Origin of the sequence: uncultured Erythrobacter sp., assembly GCF_947492365.1 — a bacterium.
Classification (GTDB): Bacteria; Pseudomonadota; Alphaproteobacteria; order Sphingomonadales; family Sphingomonadaceae; genus Erythrobacter.
The window spans coordinates 744,478-760,002 of sequence record NZ_CANLMB010000001.1 but is presented as its reverse complement, the minus strand read 5'-3'; the positions used below and the strand labels follow the sequence as shown (position 1 = coordinate 760,002).

20 protein-coding genes are annotated in these 15,525 nt (G+C 60.0%); 9 read left to right on the top strand and 11 right to left on the bottom strand.

The window, feature by feature from the left end:
* Positions 1–3: 3 nt before the first annotated feature.
* On the bottom strand, positions 4–618 hold the full coding sequence (locus Q0887_RS03690) for a hypothetical protein (protein ID WP_299192431.1): 615 nt from the start codon (positions 616–618) through the stop codon (positions 4–6).
* 244 nt (positions 619–862) lie between these two features.
* Between Q0887_RS03690 and rpiB the strand changes: the two genes are divergently transcribed.
* The 8 genes from rpiB (at position 863) to Q0887_RS03650 (ending at position 6,063) form a co-directional block, all read left to right on the top strand.
* Positions 863–1,342, top strand: a complete 480-nt coding sequence (gene rpiB / locus Q0887_RS03685; protein ID WP_299192430.1) for a ribose 5-phosphate isomerase B — start codon at positions 863–865, stop codon at positions 1,340–1,342.
* Positions 1,339–2,649, top strand: coding sequence for a serine hydroxymethyltransferase (gene glyA, locus Q0887_RS03680; RefSeq protein WP_299192429.1), 1,311 nt, complete (start codon positions 1,339–1,341; stop codon positions 2,647–2,649). Before rpiB ends, glyA begins: the two co-directional genes overlap by 4 nt.
* Positions 2,650–2,656: 7 nt before the next feature.
* Positions 2,657–2,902 carry a hypothetical protein gene (locus Q0887_RS03675; protein ID WP_299192428.1) on the top strand — a complete coding sequence of 82 codons (246 nt, stop codon included), beginning with the start codon at positions 2,657–2,659 and terminating at the stop codon, positions 2,900–2,902.
* Positions 2,903–2,910: 8 nt separating this feature from the next.
* Positions 2,911–3,384, top strand: a complete 474-nt coding sequence (nrdR, locus tag Q0887_RS03670) for a transcriptional regulator NrdR (protein WP_299192427.1) — start codon at positions 2,911–2,913, stop codon at positions 3,382–3,384.
* Position 3,385: 1 nt separating this feature from the next.
* Positions 3,386–4,129: an RNA methyltransferase gene (locus Q0887_RS03665; protein ID WP_299192426.1), complete on the top strand. Its 744-nt coding sequence runs from the start codon at positions 3,386–3,388 to the stop codon at positions 4,127–4,129.
* An 80-nt stretch (positions 4,130–4,209) separates the two neighbouring features.
* On the top strand, positions 4,210–4,530 hold the full coding sequence (locus Q0887_RS03660; protein ID WP_299192425.1) for a hypothetical protein: 321 nt from the start codon (positions 4,210–4,212) through the stop codon (positions 4,528–4,530).
* A 176-nt stretch (positions 4,531–4,706) separates the two neighbouring features.
* Positions 4,707–5,321: a 30S ribosomal protein S4 gene (gene rpsD / locus Q0887_RS03655; protein WP_299192424.1), complete on the top strand. Its 615-nt coding sequence runs from the start codon at positions 4,707–4,709 to the stop codon at positions 5,319–5,321.
* 106 nt (positions 5,322–5,427) lie between these two features.
* Positions 5,428–6,063, top strand: a complete 636-nt coding sequence (locus Q0887_RS03650; protein WP_299192423.1) for an NAD(P)H-dependent oxidoreductase — start codon at positions 5,428–5,430, stop codon at positions 6,061–6,063.
* On the opposite strand, the gene Q0887_RS03645 is transcribed toward Q0887_RS03650, so the two are convergent.
* From Q0887_RS03645 to Q0887_RS03600, 10 genes are all read right to left on the bottom strand, one after another.
* Complete coding sequence (locus Q0887_RS03645) at positions 6,060–6,374, bottom strand: chorismate mutase (RefSeq protein ID WP_299192422.1); 315 nt, start codon at positions 6,372–6,374, stop codon at positions 6,060–6,062. The genes Q0887_RS03650 and Q0887_RS03645 overlap by 4 nt on opposite strands.
* A gap of 54 nt (positions 6,375–6,428) precedes the next feature.
* Complete coding sequence (locus Q0887_RS03640; protein WP_299192421.1) at positions 6,429–8,459, bottom strand: alpha/beta fold hydrolase; 2,031 nt, start codon at positions 8,457–8,459, stop codon at positions 6,429–6,431.
* Between the two features lie 51 nt (positions 8,460–8,510).
* A complete protein-coding gene (gene tgt / locus Q0887_RS03635; RefSeq protein WP_299192419.1) occupies positions 8,511–9,641 on the bottom strand; it encodes a tRNA guanosine(34) transglycosylase Tgt in 1,131 nt (376 codons plus the stop codon).
* Positions 9,638–10,405, bottom strand: coding sequence for an ABC transporter permease (locus Q0887_RS03630; protein WP_299192418.1), 768 nt, complete (start codon positions 10,403–10,405; stop codon positions 9,638–9,640). The genes tgt and Q0887_RS03630 overlap by 4 nt, the downstream gene beginning before the upstream one ends.
* On the bottom strand, positions 10,405–11,349 hold the full coding sequence (locus Q0887_RS03625; RefSeq protein WP_299192417.1) for an ABC transporter ATP-binding protein: 945 nt from the start codon (positions 11,347–11,349) through the stop codon (positions 10,405–10,407). The genes Q0887_RS03630 and Q0887_RS03625 overlap by 1 nt, the downstream gene beginning before the upstream one ends.
* 11 nt (positions 11,350–11,360) lie before the next feature.
* Entirely contained in the window at positions 11,361–12,398 is a 1,038-nt protein-coding gene (gene queA, locus Q0887_RS03620; protein WP_299192415.1) for a tRNA preQ1(34) S-adenosylmethionine ribosyltransferase-isomerase QueA, read from the bottom strand.
* A 43-nt stretch (positions 12,399–12,441) separates the two neighbouring features.
* Positions 12,442–13,152 carry a peptidylprolyl isomerase gene (locus Q0887_RS03615; protein WP_299195216.1) on the bottom strand — a complete coding sequence of 237 codons (711 nt, stop codon included), beginning with the start codon at positions 13,150–13,152 and terminating at the stop codon, positions 12,442–12,444.
* Positions 13,153–13,257: 105 nt separating this feature from the next.
* Positions 13,258–13,770 carry a pantetheine-phosphate adenylyltransferase gene (coaD, locus tag Q0887_RS03610; RefSeq protein ID WP_299192414.1) on the bottom strand — a complete coding sequence of 171 codons (513 nt, stop codon included), beginning with the start codon at positions 13,768–13,770 and terminating at the stop codon, positions 13,258–13,260.
* 50 nt (positions 13,771–13,820) lie between these two features.
* The gene (locus Q0887_RS03605) at positions 13,821–14,735 is read right to left on the bottom strand and encodes a polyprenyl synthetase family protein (RefSeq protein WP_299192413.1); all 915 of its coding nucleotides are present in this window, start codon (positions 14,733–14,735) and stop codon (positions 13,821–13,823) included.
* A 1-nt stretch (position 14,736) separates the two neighbouring features.
* Positions 14,737–14,994 (bottom strand): exodeoxyribonuclease VII small subunit, encoded by a 258-nt coding sequence (locus Q0887_RS03600; RefSeq protein WP_299192412.1) that lies wholly within the window; start codon positions 14,992–14,994, stop codon positions 14,737–14,739.
* Between the two features lie 114 nt (positions 14,995–15,108).
* Here Q0887_RS03600 and Q0887_RS03595 point away from each other — a divergent pair, with 114 nt between their 5' ends.
* On the top strand, positions 15,109–15,513 hold the full coding sequence (locus Q0887_RS03595; RefSeq protein WP_299192411.1) for a DUF2177 family protein: 405 nt from the start codon (positions 15,109–15,111) through the stop codon (positions 15,511–15,513).
* Positions 15,514–15,525: the final 12 nt, after the last annotated feature.

The window sequence follows — 15,525 nt, the reverse complement described above, 5'->3', positions numbered from 1 at the left end:
TGCCTAATACCGCCGGTTCCAGTCATCTTCGAGGCTGCGCGCGTTCAGCCCGTATCTCAGCCGGTATTCGCCGGGAATGACCGGCTCAGGCGCGCTCGGCATGCGAGCGAAGCGATTGCGGGTGCGCTCGATTTCCTCACGCGGCAATTCGGCCCATTCGATCTGATTACGCGCAGTGAGGATATAGTCGCCGGCATAAGTCACCGATCCCGCGCGCACTTCGAATGTCGGAGCGATCTCGTGGTAGCCGCGGCTGGGGCGAGAGATTTCTTGCGTTCCGCCGATCCCGCGAAAATCGACGAGGCACCGTTCGTCCTCTGCCGGAACTTTCGCGCAGCTTACTCCGTGCGCGACGAGCCGGTAGGTGCCCGGTCGCAATTGGAACGCGCGCACCTTGAAGCCGAGCGTATCATTGCCGAAAGAGAGGAAGCCCTGCTTGCGCTCGAATCGCACGACATCCGCGTCGTTGGCGATGCTCCCCCCTTCGCGCAGGAAAAAGACGCCCAAAGTGTCTTCGAGATACAGCTCGCTGCGGATCGAGATCACCACCGCGCCATATCCTTCATCAACCGCAGAGGCGCGCGAGACACGTTCTGCCCGCGTCCCCGGATCGGCCAAGGCCGCGCTCCAGCCAGGCAGCGTCAGGCAAGCGAGAAGAAGTGCAGCAAATCCAAAGCGCATGGCGGCGAAAACCCGATTGTTTTGTGGCGTGGGGTGGATGAGATGAAACAAGCCGCGCGCCAGTGCAAGGCCTGCCTATTTACCCTCGCACGCGCAACATTACGAAAAATTCTGTTTCGAAACGTCGAAAAGCCGCTTTTGCGGGGTGGAGTCCTGTAATTCGCATCTCTATGACGCGCCCATGCGTATTGCCATAGCCTCTGACCACGCCGCCCTCGAAATGAAGGCCGATCTAGCCGAATATCTGATGGATGAAGGCCACGAAGTCGCCGATCTCGGCCCGGATAACGGCGATAGTGTCGACTATCCCGATTACGGCTACAAACTGGCCAATGTCATCGCCGATGGCACCGCCGATCTGGGCGTCGCGCTGTGCGGATCCGGCATCGGCATTTCGATCAGCGTCAATCGCCATCCCGGCGTGCGGTGTGCACTTGTGTCAGAGCCGCTTTCAGCCTCACTTGCACGCGAGCACAACAACGCCAATTGCATTGCAATGGGCGCGCGGGTGACCGGCATTGAACTGGCCAAGGCCTGCCTCGCGGCCTTTGTCTCGACCCCATTCGCCGATGAAGGCAATCCCAATGGCCGCCATCAGCGCCGCGTTGCCAAGCTCGGCAATCCCCCCATCGACCCTGATCACATCGAGACGCATCAATGAGCACGGCTCCATCCGAGGTAGTGAACCCCATGCACGCTTTCTGGCACAATGATCTGGCCACGACCGATCCCGAAATTGCAGCGGCGATCGACAACGAGCTGAAACGTCAACAGGACAAGATCGAGCTGATCGCGAGCGAGAACATCGCCTCGACCGCCGTTCTCGAAGCGACCGGCAGTGTCTTCACCAACAAATATGCCGAGGGCTATCCGGGCAAGCGCTATTACGGCGGCTGCGACTATGCCGATGTGGTCGAAACGCTGGCAATTGAGCGCGCCAAGCAGCTGTTTGGATGCGAGTTTGCCAATGTGCAGCCGAACAGCGGCAGCCAGATGAACCAAGCTGTGTTCCTCGCCATGCTACAGCCGGGCGACACCTTCATGGGCCTCGACCTGAACAGCGGCGGTCACCTCACCCACGGATCGCCCGTGAATATGAGCGGAAAGTGGTTCAACCCGGTCAGCTACGGCGTTTCCCAAGGCGACGAATTGATCGACATGGACGTCGTCGCCGCCACCGCACGCGAGCACAAGCCCAAGCTGATCATATGCGGCGGCACTGCTTATTCGCGGATCTGGGATTTTGCCGCCTTCCGCAAAGTGGCGGACGAAGTGGGCGCGGTTCTGCTGTGCGATATGAGCCATATTTCAGGCCTCGTCGCGGGCGGCGCACACCCCTCGCCCTTCCCCCATTGCGACATCGTCACCACGACGACCCATAAGAGCCTTCGCGGTCCGCGTTCGGGCGTTATCCTGTGGAACGACGAAAAGTTTACCAAGCCGCTCAACATGGCAGTCTTCCCCGGCCTACAGGGCGGCCCGCTGATGCATGTCATTGCGGCCAAAGCCGTAGCGTTCAAAGAAGCGCTTACACCGGAGTTCAAGGACTACGCTCACCGCGTGGTCGAGAACGCCCGCGCGCTGGCGGCTAGCCTTGAGGAAAACGGCCTGCGCATCGTCTCTGGCGGGACCGACAATCACTCGATGCTGGTCGATCTCACTGCGAAAGACGTCACAGGCAAGGCCGCCGAAACCGGCCTCGACCGCGCATGGCTGACCTGCAACAAGAACGGCATCCCGTTCGACACGCGCTCGCCGTTTGTGACCAGCGGCATCCGCCTCGGCACGCCAGCAGGCACAACGCGCGGCTTTGGTCCGAATGAATTCAGAAAAGTGGGACAATTGATCGCCAAGGTGGTAGAGGGTCTTTCTAGTAACGGACCCGAAGGCGATGCCCAGATCGAAGAACATGTCCGTTCACAAGTGACTGAACTTTGTAATAACTTTCAGGTGTATCCCAATGAATGAGGTGGTTGTGAGCAAAAGCAAGAAGAAGGAAAGCAAGCAGGACGCGGTCGAAAACGGTCCTGATTGGATTCAGGATACGCGCGAAGAAATCGCTGGCATGGTCAAGGACGGCTTTGATCACGATTCGACCAAGCCGGTTTTGAAAGCCGCTGCGGTTGGCGCGGTTGCTGGCGTTGTGCTTCCTGGCGTGGGTCTTGCGGCTGGTCTTGTCGCGGGTGCCGGCCTTGCTCTGCATCACGCAATCCGGAAGTAACTTGCTGAATGCGATGTCCTTTTTGTGCCAATGATGACACGCAAGTAAAGGATTCGCGTCCCACCGAAGACTCCACCGCGATCCGCCGTCGCCGCCAATGCGGTTCGTGCGGGGCGCGCTTTACGACGTTTGAGCGCGTGCAATTGCGCGAAGTCACGATCGTAAAATCGGGGACCAATGGACAAGCGCGCACCGAGCCATTCGACCGCTCGAAGATCGAACAATCGGTCGCGCTCGCTTGCCGGAAACGCGGTGTCTCGCAGGAACGGATCGACCAGCTGATCTCTGGAATCCAGCGGCAGGTCGAAACCGCAGGCGAGCCCGAAGTCCCGTCCTCGCGCATTGGCGAAATGGTAATGGACGGCCTCAAGCAGATCGATTCGGTCGCCTATATCCGCTTCGCCAGCGTCTATCGCGACTTCTCCGAAGCGCGCGATTTCGAGGAATTTGCCAGCACTGTCGCCGAAGCCGCGCAGGATTAGCGTGACGAACAAGCCGATCATCGTGCTGGTGCGCCCGCAACTGGGCGAGAATATCGGCAAAGCCGCGCGCGCAATGCTCAATTTCGGGCTGACCGAAATGCGCATCGTCAATCCGCGCGATGGCTGGCCTAACCCCTCTGCCGGTCCCGCTGCGGCAGGTGCAGACATCGTGCTGGATCAGGCGAAGGTCTATTCCAGCACCGCCGAAGCGGTCGCCGATTGCGAGCATGTCTATGCCACGACCGTGCGCAAACGCGGCGTGACCAAGACGGTGGTCGGCCCCGACGGTGCAGCGCGGCTGGTCCACTCCGAGCCAGGGCGCCATGCGGTGCTGTTCGGGCGCGAGGCTTCGGGACTGGCGACCGAGGATGTGGAGCTCGCCCGGCACATCCTGACCGTCCCTATCAACCCAGAATTCGGCTCTCTAAATCTGGCGCAGGCGGTGATCCTTGTCGCCTATGAATGGTCGCGGATCGGAAGCGAGCTGAACGCGAGCGAACTGGTCCAACCGACCGATGAAGACGAAAAGCTGCCTCCGGCACCGCAGGAAGAGCTAGAAGGTCTGATCGCGCATTTCGAGAAATTGCTCGATCCGCGCGGGTACTTTCTGCCCGAGGCACGGCGCGAGGCAACGCAGCGCACATTGCGAAGTGTGCTGACCAGACCAGGCTGGAACCACCTCGAAGTGCGTACCTTGCGCGGCATTCTGACCACGCTCGGGCGCGAAAAACGCCCAGAGGACTGACGCTCGACTAGCGACATGGACAATCCAGTCGCAGGACGCTAGCCAGCTGCTTCCCTCTAGCTAATTCAACGAGTTCCACGATGAAATTGACCCTTTCGCTGCTCGCAGCCGCTGGTGTTGCGCTCTCCGTTCCGGCTTTCGCTGATGAGCCGCGCGCTCCGACAACTGAACAGGCGCCCCAGCAGACCAGCGAAGCCGCCGAGGCAGCTGAAGAAACCGCTGCAGACGCTGAACCGGCAACCCCGGCTCCTGCGCCCGCTCCCATCGAAATTCCGGCTATTGAAGCGCCCGAGGAAGAGGAGCGCATCTGTCGCCGCATCCGCGTGGACATGTCGAGCCGGCGCGCTACTCGCGTGTGCATGACTCGCGACGAATGGCGCGAGTTCAACCAACGCCGTTGATCGTTTGCACTCACAGGTAGCTTGACTGGCGCGCGCTTTCTGTTATCCGCGCGCCTTCGCAAGTTGGCCCCGCACCCCGGTGAAGCGGTGGCCGCGCTGGAATATCGTTCCAGCGGTGCGATGCCGGGTTCGATGCTCGCCAAATGGGTGGGTCTGCAAATTTGAAGGAAAGACTTATGTCGAAGCGCAAGAGCGCCAAGTACAAACTCGACCGCCGGATGGGTGAAAACATCTGGGGTCGCCCGAATTCTCCGGTCAACAAGCGTCAATACGGCCCCGGCCAGCATGGTCAGCGCCGCAAGAGCAAGATGAGCGACTTCGGCCTGCAGCTGCGCGCCAAGCAGAAGCTCAAAGGCTATTACGGCGACGTGACCGAGAAGCAGTTCCGTTCGACCTACAAGGACGCCACCCGCATGAAGGGTGACACCGGTCAGAACCTGATCGGTCTGCTCGAGCGCCGCCTCGACATGATCGTCTACCGCGCGAAGTTCGCTCCGACGATCTTCTCCGCACGTCAGATCGTCAGCCACGGCCACATCTATGTGAACGGCGTGAAGTGCAACATTGCAAGCCGCCGCATCGATGTTGGTGACGTCATCAGCCTGGGCAACAAGGCCAAGGAAATGGCTCTCGTCATCGAAGCTCAGAGCCTGCCCGAGCGTGAGATTCCCGACTATGTCGTGCCTGAAGGCAATGACAAAGTGGCATTCTCTCGCGTGCCGAAGCTCGACGAAGTGCCCTACCCGGTCACGATGGAACCGAACCTCGTGGTCGAGTTCTACTCGCGCTAAACCGCGAGCTGACAGCGAGAAGAATTGGGGCGGCCCTGCGGGGCCGCCCTTTTCTTTTGCGGCCAATCCATCCAACCTAGGGGAAATCAAAACAAGGAACGCTTGCATGAACGTACTACTCGTTGACGGCCATCCCGACGAAGGACGCTTCGCATCTCATCTGCTCGACATCTACGAAAATTCGCTGCCCGCAAGCTGCACTGTCACACGGCTCAACATTCGCGAGCTAGAATTCACTCCTATTCTCAGGCGTGGCTATCTCAAGCGCACCGATTGGGAACCCGACATCCTGTCGCTCGCGCAGGCATTCGACGATTGCGACCACGCCGTATTTGCCTTTCCGATGTGGTGGGGTGCCGAACCGGCAGAGTTAAAGGGTCTGCTTGACCGCCTGTTTTTGCCCGGTTTCATGTACCAGTTCCGCTCTGGCAGCTCGCTTTGGGACAGATATCTCGAAGGTCGATCCGCGGACGTAATAGCGACTATGGATACCCCGCCTCTCTTTCTACGCCTCCTCTACGGCAATTCAATTATCCATCGCTGGAAGAAGCAGGTGCTCGGCTTTGTCGGGTTTGATCCGGTAAGGTTTCTCGCATGCGGCCCGATCAAGGATGGCGGCGCGGAAAAGAGCATCGGGAAGTGGACCCGCAAGATTGAACGCATGGCAGGTTCCATCCGCGCAAAGTCACCGAACAAGAAGCAAATGCGGCTCGCGAGTTTCCTCGCAGGAGCCACGCGCTAGTCCCGGATCCGGTCCCACTCGACGAATTCGTAGGCGATCGAGCCTTCGACGAGGCGGTCCCAGATATCCGCGACGACATCTCCAGGAATACCGCGGGCTTCGGCATCTGCGACCGCAGCATTGATAACCGAAGCCTTGCGCTCCTCATCACGCACCGCGCCGCGGGTCGGTTTGATGCGGGCAGCAGCGCGCATATAGCCGAAACGCCGCTCCAGCAGTGCCACCAGCTCGCGGTCTGTCGCATCGACACCGACGCGCACTTCGCCCATATTCTCGCAGTCTTCAGGCGCTTTCGCCGTGTTCTCATTCATGCGCAGGCACTTGGCCTGTGTCAGACGATTTGTCGAGTGCCTGCGCGCGACAAATCAGCGGCCAAGCGCCTCGTTCAGGAAATCATCAATCGCGCCCAGCATCTCGACCCGAGCGCGGCTGTCATCGAGGCTGTGCTCAAGATCTTCAAATTCGACATAGGTGACCTGTTTATTCTCATCCTGAAGCGCGTCGGCCATCCGCTGAGAATGGCGCACATTGACATTGAGATCGCGGGTGCCGTGGAACAGAATGACCGGTGCGAGGAATTTCTCGGCATGGCGGCGAGGACTGCCTTCTCTGATATGGGGGCCATCGCCTAACTGTTCATTGCGCAGCCGAAAACTGGTGTAAGCACGCGCATCTTCGCGCAGATATTCCAGATCGGTTACCGGCGCGATGGCAACTACGGCCTTGTAGAGATCGGGATCGACCACTTGCGACTGCAGTGCGGCATATCCACCATAGGACCACCCGACGATTGCAAGCTGATCGGGATTGGCGAAGCCCTTCTCCACCAGCCAGCGCCCGGCATCGTTCACATCGCCAATCGCGACGTCCCATGCCTGATATCCATTGCGGCCGAACCAAGCCTCTCCGTAGCCGGCCGAGCCGCGATAATTGGGCTGGAGCACGGCATAGCCGCGCGCCGTGAAGAACTGGACCAACCAGTCAAATCCCCAGTAATCGCGCGCAGCTGGGCCGCCATGAGGCAGCACAACCGCCGGTAGGTTGGTCCCATCTGAACCCGGCGGCAGCGTCAGATAGCCCGGTATCTGAGTGCCATCGGCGGCAGGAAAGGTGATTGCCTGCATTTGACCCATAGGCCGGTCGACCAGATAATCTCGCATCTGCAACAGCGGCTCGAGCTGGCGGCTGGCCTTGTCATAGAGATAGACCGTGCCCGGCTGTGTATCCGAGGAGGCGATAAGCAGGATACGGCTTTCATCCGCGTTTGCCCCGACAATGCTAATCAACGGCGTTTCTGGCAATGCCCGCCTCAATCCACCGGCCAAATTGGCCAATGTGGCATCAAAATATTCGACCGAACGCTTTTCTGTCGCATAGCTCACACCGACCACGCGGCGTTGGCGTCCGATACGAATCAATCCCAGGACATCGACATCATCTCGCGAGGCCACAACTTGCGCCTGACCTTCACCATCGAGAGGAATCTCGATGACTGCGCGATATCCTCCGATGGTGTGATAGGCATAAATCGAGTTGCGTGCGGCATTCACGCTGATCGGGCGATAATCTTCGATCACTTGTCCATTCAGATAGACGTCATCGACCTCGCGCCAGCGTGTTTCCCCTCTCTCACGCACCAAATAGATTCGATCACCAGTTCGATAACCTCGATGGTCAACCGGCATTCGTTCTTGCAACCGAACCCAGCCAGTTTCGTCGGCTAGATAGCGTTCGGCCCGGTCCTCAGGATGCACTTCGATGCTTTTCTCAGATGTGGTGATGTCGAGACGCTCTACGCCCAATCCTTCATTTCCCGTGCTGCGGGACAAGGTACCGCGGCGCGGGGTCCAATCGCGGGTGACAAGAATTTGCCCAGTTTCGCCTTCGACATCGAGCGCAATTACGTCACCCCCATCCTGCACAAATCGAGCAGATCGCCGCAAGTTGCTCTCTGAGATAACCTGAACGTCAGATCCGTCGTCATTCAGAGAAAAAAGCCGATCATAGCCAAGAAGCACATCGTCCCGCCTTTCGGCCACGCCGCTCAACTTGCACAAAAGGCGGTCATTGGTGACCCAGTCGCACTTGGTAATGTCTGCATGGATCATCGTGTTCGACATGATCATCTGCACCCCGTCATCGCGTTCCAGGTCGATGACTTTCAGGATTTCGGTATGGTTTGGTCCGGGCGCAACCCATGCCAACTTGGTGCCATTTGGCGAAAGGCTGACATCAAGAACCGAGGAGCGGATGCCAAAGCGCATGGCGATATCTTCCGCGGTCCCGGCGGTTTCTGCTTCCTGAGCGGCAGCGGGCGCGGTTACCACAGGGACCGCGATTGCCAAGGCGGCGATAAAGGCGAAAACACCGCCTTTGTATTGTGCGAAAAGCTTCATTTCTGCGTGACCCTGTTGCGCACACGGCCCCCGCGCGTGCGCTTCAAACGATTACGATGAAGCGAGGTAGTCGTTCCGGAAATCAGCCGCAAAGCTATCAAAACGCTGCTCACCAATCGCATCGCGCATAGATTGCATAAGCGACTGATAGAAAGCAAGATTGTGTTCGGTCACCAGCATGGCCCCCAAAATCTCGCCGCTCTTTTGCAGATGGTGGAGATAGGCGCGCGAATATGTTGCACAGGTCGGGCAGCCGCAGCGCTCATCCAGCGGGCCAGTATCCTCGGCATGGCGGGCATTGCGCAGGTTGAGCGGGCCGTTCCACGTAAAGGCCTGACCATTGCGGCCCGATCGTGTCGGCAGCACGCAGTCAAACATGTCGATCCCGCGCTCGACCGCGCCGACCAAATCGTCGGGCTTGCCCACTCCCATCAGATAGCGCGGACGGTCAGTGGGGAGCATGTCGGGGGCGTAGTCGAGCACGCCGAACATGGCCTCCTGCCCCTCACCCACAGCAAGTCCCCCAACCGCGTATCCGTCAAAGCCGATATCGGTCAGCTTCTGAGCGCTGATTGCACGCAATTCCTGATCGAGCGAACCTTGCTGTATGCCGAAGAGCGCCGCGCGGCTCGCATGCTCCTCCCCGCTGTCAAAGCCTTCGCGGCTGCGCTTGGCCCAGCGCATCGAAAGCTCCATCGAGGCGGCGATCTCATCACGCGGACGGTCGGCGCGCGGGCACTCATCGAACGCCATCACGATGTCAGAGCCGAGCAGCCGCTGGATTTCCATTGAACGTTCCGGCGTGAGCATATGCTTCGACCCGTCAATATGGCTGCGAAACTCGACGCCTTGCTCGGTCAGTTTGCGCAGGTCCGACAGGCTCATCACCTGATAACCGCCGCTATCGGTCAGGATCGGGCGATCCCAGTTCATGAACTTGTGCAGGCCGCCAAGCCGCGCGACCCGCTCTGCTCCGGGGCGCAGCATCAGGTGGTATGTGTTGCCAAGGATTATGTCCGCGCCCGTCGCACGCACGCTTTCAGGCTTCATCGCCTTGACCGTCGCAGCGGTGCCGACCGGCATGAAAGCAGGCGTGCGGATTTCCCCGCGCTGCATTTCGATGCGGCCCGTCCGCGCCTTTCCGTCGGTAGCGCTCAGCGTAAACTTGAAACGTTCACTCACTCTCTCAGCCGCCATCCGGTCTTGAAGATAAAGGCGATGATCGCCGTGCACAGCGCCAGAAAGCCCAGCGTCAGGCCGAGCGAGACCCAGATCGACACATCAGAAGTTCCGTAAAAGGTCCAGCGCAGCCCGCTCACCAGAAAGGCGATTGGGTTGGCATAGGCGATCGTGTCCCAAGGCTGCGGCAGTTCGTCGATCGAGTAGAAAGTGCCGCCAAGAAAGGTCAGCGGTGTGAGGATCAGGATCGGGATAATGCCAAGTTTCTCAAAGCTGTCCGCCCAGATGCCGAGAATGAACCCGAACAGCGAAAAACTCGCCGCCACCAGCATGATATAGCCCATTGCCAGCACCGGATGCGCGATGGTGTAATCGACGAAGAATGTCGCTGTGCCGAGGATGATCGCGGCGAGGATGAGCCCCTTGGTCGCCGCCGCGCCGACAAAACCAATCAGAGTCTCGGCCACGCCGACAGGCGCCGAAAGCAGCTCGTAAATCGTGCCCGTGAAGCGGGGCATGTAGATGCCGAAAGAGGAATTGCTGGTTGTCTCGCCCAGCAGGGTCAGCATCAACAGGCCAGGAATGATGAAGGCGCCATAGGCCACGCCATCAACCGGCTCCATCCGCGCGCCGATCACTGTGCCGAACACGACAAAATAGAGCGATGTGGTGAGCACCGGTGAAAGGATCGACTGAAAGGCCGTTCGCATCGCGCGCATCAGCTCGCGTTGATAGATCGACCATGCTCCGCGCGCATTGAAGGTCATCACGCAGCCTCCTCTTTTGCAGAGACGAGGTCGACGAAGATATCCTCCAGCGAGGAATCGTGAATGTCGATCCCGCGATAGTCGATCCCGCTGGCGATCAGCGCCTTAGTCAGCGCGGCGACTTCCTCGCTGCCGCTGCCCGAACCGTCGCCGCCGCGATAGCACAGCTCGCGCCCGCCATCGCCCAACGTCACCGGGAATGAAGCGATGGCATCGGGAAGCTCCGTAAGCGGCTCTACCAGTTGAAAAATCGCCTCGGTCGTGCCCATGCGCTGCATGATCGCCTGTTTGTCATCCACCATCAGGATCTTGCCGCCGCGAATGATACCGACACGGTCGGCCATCAGCTCGGCTTCCTCGATATAATGTGTGGTGAGAATGATCGTTGTCCCGCGCTCGCGAAGGGCAGCGATCTGCTCCCACATTCCTTTGCGCAGTTCGACATCGACGCCTGCGGTGGGCTCGTCGAGGAACAGCAAGTCCGGTTCGTGCGCCAGCGCCTTGGCTATCAGCACGCGGCGCTTCATCCCACCCGAAAGCTCGCGGATCTGACTGTCCTTCTTCTCGTAGAGCGAGAGCGAACGAAGAACCTCCTCGATCCGCGCTTTGTCTGGCGGGTGACCGAACAGGCCGCGCGAATAAGAGACCGCGCGCCACACCGTCTCGAACATATCGGTGCTCAGCTCTTGAGGGACGAGCCCGATGCGCGAGCGGGCAGCGCGCCAATTGCGCGACAGGTCTTCGCCAAAGGCCGTGATCGTGCCAGAGGTCGGACGCACAATCCCGCACACCGCGCCAATCAGCGTGGTCTTACCCGCACCATTGGGGCCGAGCAGCGCGAAAATCTCGCCCTTACGAATGTCGAGATCAACATTGTCGAGCGCTTTCGTGCCGCCGGCATATACCTTGCTCAGGCCCGCAATGGAGAGGATCGTTTCAGACATAGAGCGCGGGGTTAAGGCAGCAACAGCGAGGAGTCACCATAGGAATAGAAGCGGTAGCGATTTTCGATGGCGTGATCGTAAGCCGCCATCATCCGCTCGCGCCCCATCAGCGCGCTGACCAGCATGACCAGCGTGGATTTCGGCAGATGGAAGTTGGTCATCAGACCATCGACGACTTTGAACTTGTATCCCGGCGTGATGAAAATGTCGGTGTCGGCAGCGAACTCCTGCACAAACCCATCTTCGCTGGCAGCGCTTTCGAGCAATCTCAGCGAAGTCGTGCCAACCGCGATGATCCGCCCGCCAGCAGCGCGCGCAGCGTTGAGGCGCTCCGCTGTCTCCGCACTGATCCGCCCGAATTCGGAGTGCATGGCGTGATCATCGGTGTCGTCAGCTTTGACCGGCAGGAACGTGCCCGCGCCCACATGCAAGGTTAGCATCTCACGCCCGATCCCGCGCGCATCAAGCGGCTCGACCAGCCTGTCGGTGAAGTGGAGCGACGCTGTAGGAGCGGCGACAGCGCCGTCCTCGGCTGCGAACATGGTCTGGTAGTCTTCGAGGTCTTGCGCATCGACCCCGCGTTTGCCTGCAATGTAAGGTGGCAGCGGCATAGTGCCTGCACGGTCGAGCAGGACTTCGACCGGCTCCTCCCCTTCGAACATCAGCGTGATCGAGCCGTCCGCGTGGCGCGTTTCGGCAATCGCAGTGACGCCGCCTCCGAAGACCAGCTGATCGCCCTCTTTCACGCGCTTCGCATTGCGGATGAAGGCCTGCCAGCGGCGCAGATCGATGCGCTTGTGCAAGGTTGCGCCGATCTTGGCCTCTCCGCCCGCGCGACGTCCTTCGAGCTGTGCGGGGATGACGCGCGTGTCGTTGAAGACCAGCACATCGCCGGGTTCCAGCAGGTCGGGCAAATCGAGCACCCCGCGATCCTCGAACGGCGCTTCGCCCCCGCGCACAACCAGCATGCGCGCGGCATCACGCGGCCGCACGGGGCGCAGCGCTATCCGGTCTTGCGGAAGGTCGAAATCGAACAGGTCAACACGCATGATCGCCCGCGCCTATCGCGTGCTCGCTCTCAGCGATAGCCCCTTATTGAAGCGGCGCGTTGAGAAGGTCTGCGGTGATGTCCTGCTCTGGCGCAGGAGCAGGCGCTGCGACAGGAACCGGACGGTTATCGCTGGCAAGCGAAGCCTGCAGGATGCGGGTCGGGTTGCCGGGCGGTTCGCCGCGAACAATCGTATCAACGCCGGCCATATTCTCGATCACGCGGCCAAGATTGGTGTAGCGTTTGTCCAAGCTGAAACGCGGATAGAACACGATGAAGAACTGGCTGTTCGCGCTGTTTTCTTCAGTCGCCCGCGCCATAGCGAGGGTTCCGCGGACATGCGGCATCGGGTTGAATTCTTCGTTGAGGTCAGGAAGCTGCGAGCCGCCCTGCCCAGTGCCGGTCGGATCGCCGCCCTGCGCCATGAAGCCGTCGATCACGCGGTGAAAGATCACTCCGTCATAAAAGCCCTGACGGGTGAGCGTCTTGATCCGTTCGATATGGGCAGGTGCCCATTCTTCCATCAGGCGAATCTTGACCCGCTCACCATTCGACAGGTCCAGCACCCAGATATCATCGAGATCAGCGCTCGCGTCGAAATTGACCGGCGGATAGGTGCGCGTGTCGACCGCCGCGCTGGTGGCTTCCTCATCCCCGCTTTCGACCATGTCGCGATCGGAATCCTGCGCGGCGAGCGCGGAGGGTGCGGCGAGCAGAGAAATTGCGGCCATTACGCCGAGTGTGGGTTTGAGCATCAGCTTCTTCATGTGTTTGTCCAAGTCTTCGCTCACGCGTCTAACCGTGCTTCGCTGACACTTCAATGAATGACTTCACTCGCTTCGACAGATGCGTGCAAAAGGCTATAAATCGCCCTTGCGGCCTAGTTTCTCGACCCGCGCATTCACATCATCGCGCACCTCGGCGCTCACAAACGGGGTGATGTCGCCGCCATAGAGCGCGATTTCTTTCACCAGCTTCGACGCAATCGGTTGCAGCGATACGTCCGCCATCAGGAAGATCGTCTCGATATCGTCGTCGAGCTGCTGGTTCATGCCGGCCATTTGGTACTCATATTCAAAGTCCGCCACAGCGCGCAGGCCGCGAATGATGACATTTGCGTTCTGCGAGTGGGCAAATTTCACCAGCAGTGAATTGAACCCGACAACTTCGACATTATCGAGGCCCAGCCCTTTCACTTCGCGTTCGACCATCGCAAAGCGCTCTTCGGTGGTGAACATTGGGTTCTTTGACGGATTGGTTGTCACACCCAGAATGAGGTGATCCACGAGCTTGGCTCCGCGCCGGATGATATCGGCATGGCCCAGAGTGATCGGGTCAAATGTGCCCGGGTAAATTCCGACGCGGCGTGTCATGGCTCTTCAATTCCCCTGTAAGGCTCGGGGTCTTGCGCCCCTTTGTGCTTTTACCGATCCCGCTCGACAATAAACCTAGCAAGAGCGCGCAAAGTGTCAGCTTCGCGGCCGTGGCTGCCGAGATGCGCGATGGCCTGATCGACCAGCGCGTCTGCCTGTTCGCGCGCTTTGTCGACGCCCATCAATGTCACGAAAGTCTGCTTGCCCTGGCTCTGGTCCTTGCGCAGCGCCTTGCCCGCTTTGTCCGCGTCACCTGTCACGTCGAGTAGGTCGTCGGCAATCTGGAAGGCGAGGCCGATATCGCGGGCATAGGCTCTGAGATGCGCGCGGCCCTCTGGAGGAACCCTGCCCAGCACAGCGCCCATCTCTACTGATGCGGCGAGCAATGCGCCGGTTTTCAGCTGCTGGAGCCGCGTGATCGAGCGCAGATCGTATTCGACCCCCTCCTCATCCGCGACCATGTCCATCATCTGGCCGCCCGCCATGCCCTTCATCCCGCTGGCAGTGCCAAGCGTGGCGATCAGCTCGCTACGGACAAAGGGATCTGCGCTGGTGTCATTGTCGGCGAGAATTTCAAAAGCCAGCGCGTGGAGCGCATCGCCTGCCAGGACGGCGGTTGCCTCGTCATAGGCCTTGTGAACGGTCGGCTTGCCGTGGCGCAGGTCGTCATCATCCATGCAGGGCAGATCGTCATGGATCAGCGAATAGACATGGATCGCCTCAACCGCCGCGCCTGCACGAAGCGCCGCATCGCGGTCGACTCCAAACAGTTCGGCAGTGCTCACGACGAGCAGCGGGCGCACCCTTTTGCCGCCGCCGATTGCGGCATAGCGCATCGCCTCGACCAGTCGCGCGCTGGTGTCCGATGGCAAAGGCAATTCGGCGTCGAACACCGAATCCACCTCGCGCTGGACCCGTTTCAGGCTGTCGCCGAGCGCATCGCCATCGATCCCGACGACATTCACCTCAGCTGCCTCCGTCGAGCGGCGCAATGCCGGTGGGCGAACCGTCCGCACCGGCCACAATCTTCTCAATCCGCGCCTGCGCCGAATCGAGCCGGTCCTGACACGCCGCGCGCAGCTTCTCGCCGCGCTCGTAAAGCGAGATTGACTGGTCGAGTGGGACATCGCCGCGTTCGAGCTGGGTTACGATCTCCTCCAGCGCACGAAGCGCCTGCTCAAAGCTCATCTGCTCGATTGGCGGTGGTTCGGATGCTTCATTCATGAGAGCGAGCATTGACGCTGCGCGGGTGCGCGGTCAAGGCTGCGCAGCGGGCAGAGCCACCACTAATCGCGTGGAACACAGCGGGCGCTGAGCAGCCGCTTGAGGGGACAGACAATGAAGCAATGGGTGATCGCGGCACTATCGGCAGCGGTGATATTCGGCGCGCTCGACGCAATGTGGCTCAATTGGGCCGGTCCCAATCTCTACGAGCCCAATATCGGCGAGCTGATGGCTGAGAATTTCAACGCAGGCGCGGCGGCGGCGTTCTACTTTATCTACCTGGCGGGAACCTTGTGGTTTGCCGTTAGGCCGGGCTTGCAGAGCGGCAGCGTTCGAACAGCGCTTATCAACGGCATTTTGCTGGGGGCACTGTGCTATGCAACCTTTGACCTGACCAGCCAGGCGGTGTTCAAGGTGTGGGCGACTTATGTCACAATCGTAGACATTGCGTGGGGCGCGTTTGCCACGGGCACGGCGAGCGCGTTAGCTACGTTAATCGCGCTTCGATTCGGCAAGTAAGCGCAAAAGCAA

What these genes read in the sequence shown, in the direction of transcription:
- Q0887_RS03660 (WP_299192425.1), top strand. Translation starts at nt 4,210, where the DNA reads ATGAAATTGACCCTTTCGCTGCTCGCAGCCGCTGGTGTTGCGCTCTCC.
- Q0887_RS03595 (WP_299192411.1), top strand. Translation starts at nt 15,109, where the DNA reads ATGAAGCAATGGGTGATCGCGGCACTATCGGCAGCGGTGATATTCGGC.
- nrdR (WP_299192427.1), top strand. Translation starts at nt 2,911, where the DNA reads ATGCGATGTCCTTTTTGTGCCAATGATGACACGCAAGTAAAGGATTCG.
- Q0887_RS03600 (WP_299192412.1), bottom strand. Translation starts at nt 14,994, where the DNA reads ATGAATGAAGCATCCGAACCACCGCCAATCGAGCAGATGAGCTTTGAG.
- rpiB (WP_299192430.1), top strand. Translation starts at nt 863, where the DNA reads ATGCGTATTGCCATAGCCTCTGACCACGCCGCCCTCGAAATGAAGGCC.
- glyA (WP_299192429.1), top strand. Translation starts at nt 1,339, where the DNA reads ATGAGCACGGCTCCATCCGAGGTAGTGAACCCCATGCACGCTTTCTGG.
- Q0887_RS03615 (WP_299195216.1), bottom strand. Translation starts at nt 13,152, where the DNA reads ATGCTCAAACCCACACTCGGCGTAATGGCCGCAATTTCTCTGCTCGCC.
- queA (WP_299192415.1), bottom strand. Translation starts at nt 12,398, where the DNA reads ATGCGTGTTGACCTGTTCGATTTCGACCTTCCGCAAGACCGGATAGCG.
- Q0887_RS03625 (WP_299192417.1), bottom strand. Translation starts at nt 11,349, where the DNA reads ATGTCTGAAACGATCCTCTCCATTGCGGGCCTGAGCAAGGTATATGCC.
- Q0887_RS03645 (WP_299192422.1), bottom strand. Translation starts at nt 6,374, where the DNA reads ATGAATGAGAACACGGCGAAAGCGCCTGAAGACTGCGAGAATATGGGC.
- coaD (WP_299192414.1), bottom strand. Translation starts at nt 13,770, where the DNA reads ATGACACGCCGCGTCGGAATTTACCCGGGCACATTTGACCCGATCACT.
- Q0887_RS03640 (WP_299192421.1), bottom strand. Translation starts at nt 8,459, where the DNA reads ATGAAGCTTTTCGCACAATACAAAGGCGGTGTTTTCGCCTTTATCGCC.
- Q0887_RS03630 (WP_299192418.1), bottom strand. Translation starts at nt 10,405, where the DNA reads ATGACCTTCAATGCGCGCGGAGCATGGTCGATCTATCAACGCGAGCTG.
- Q0887_RS03650 (WP_299192423.1), top strand. Translation starts at nt 5,428, where the DNA reads ATGAACGTACTACTCGTTGACGGCCATCCCGACGAAGGACGCTTCGCA.
- rpsD (WP_299192424.1), top strand. Translation starts at nt 4,707, where the DNA reads ATGTCGAAGCGCAAGAGCGCCAAGTACAAACTCGACCGCCGGATGGGT.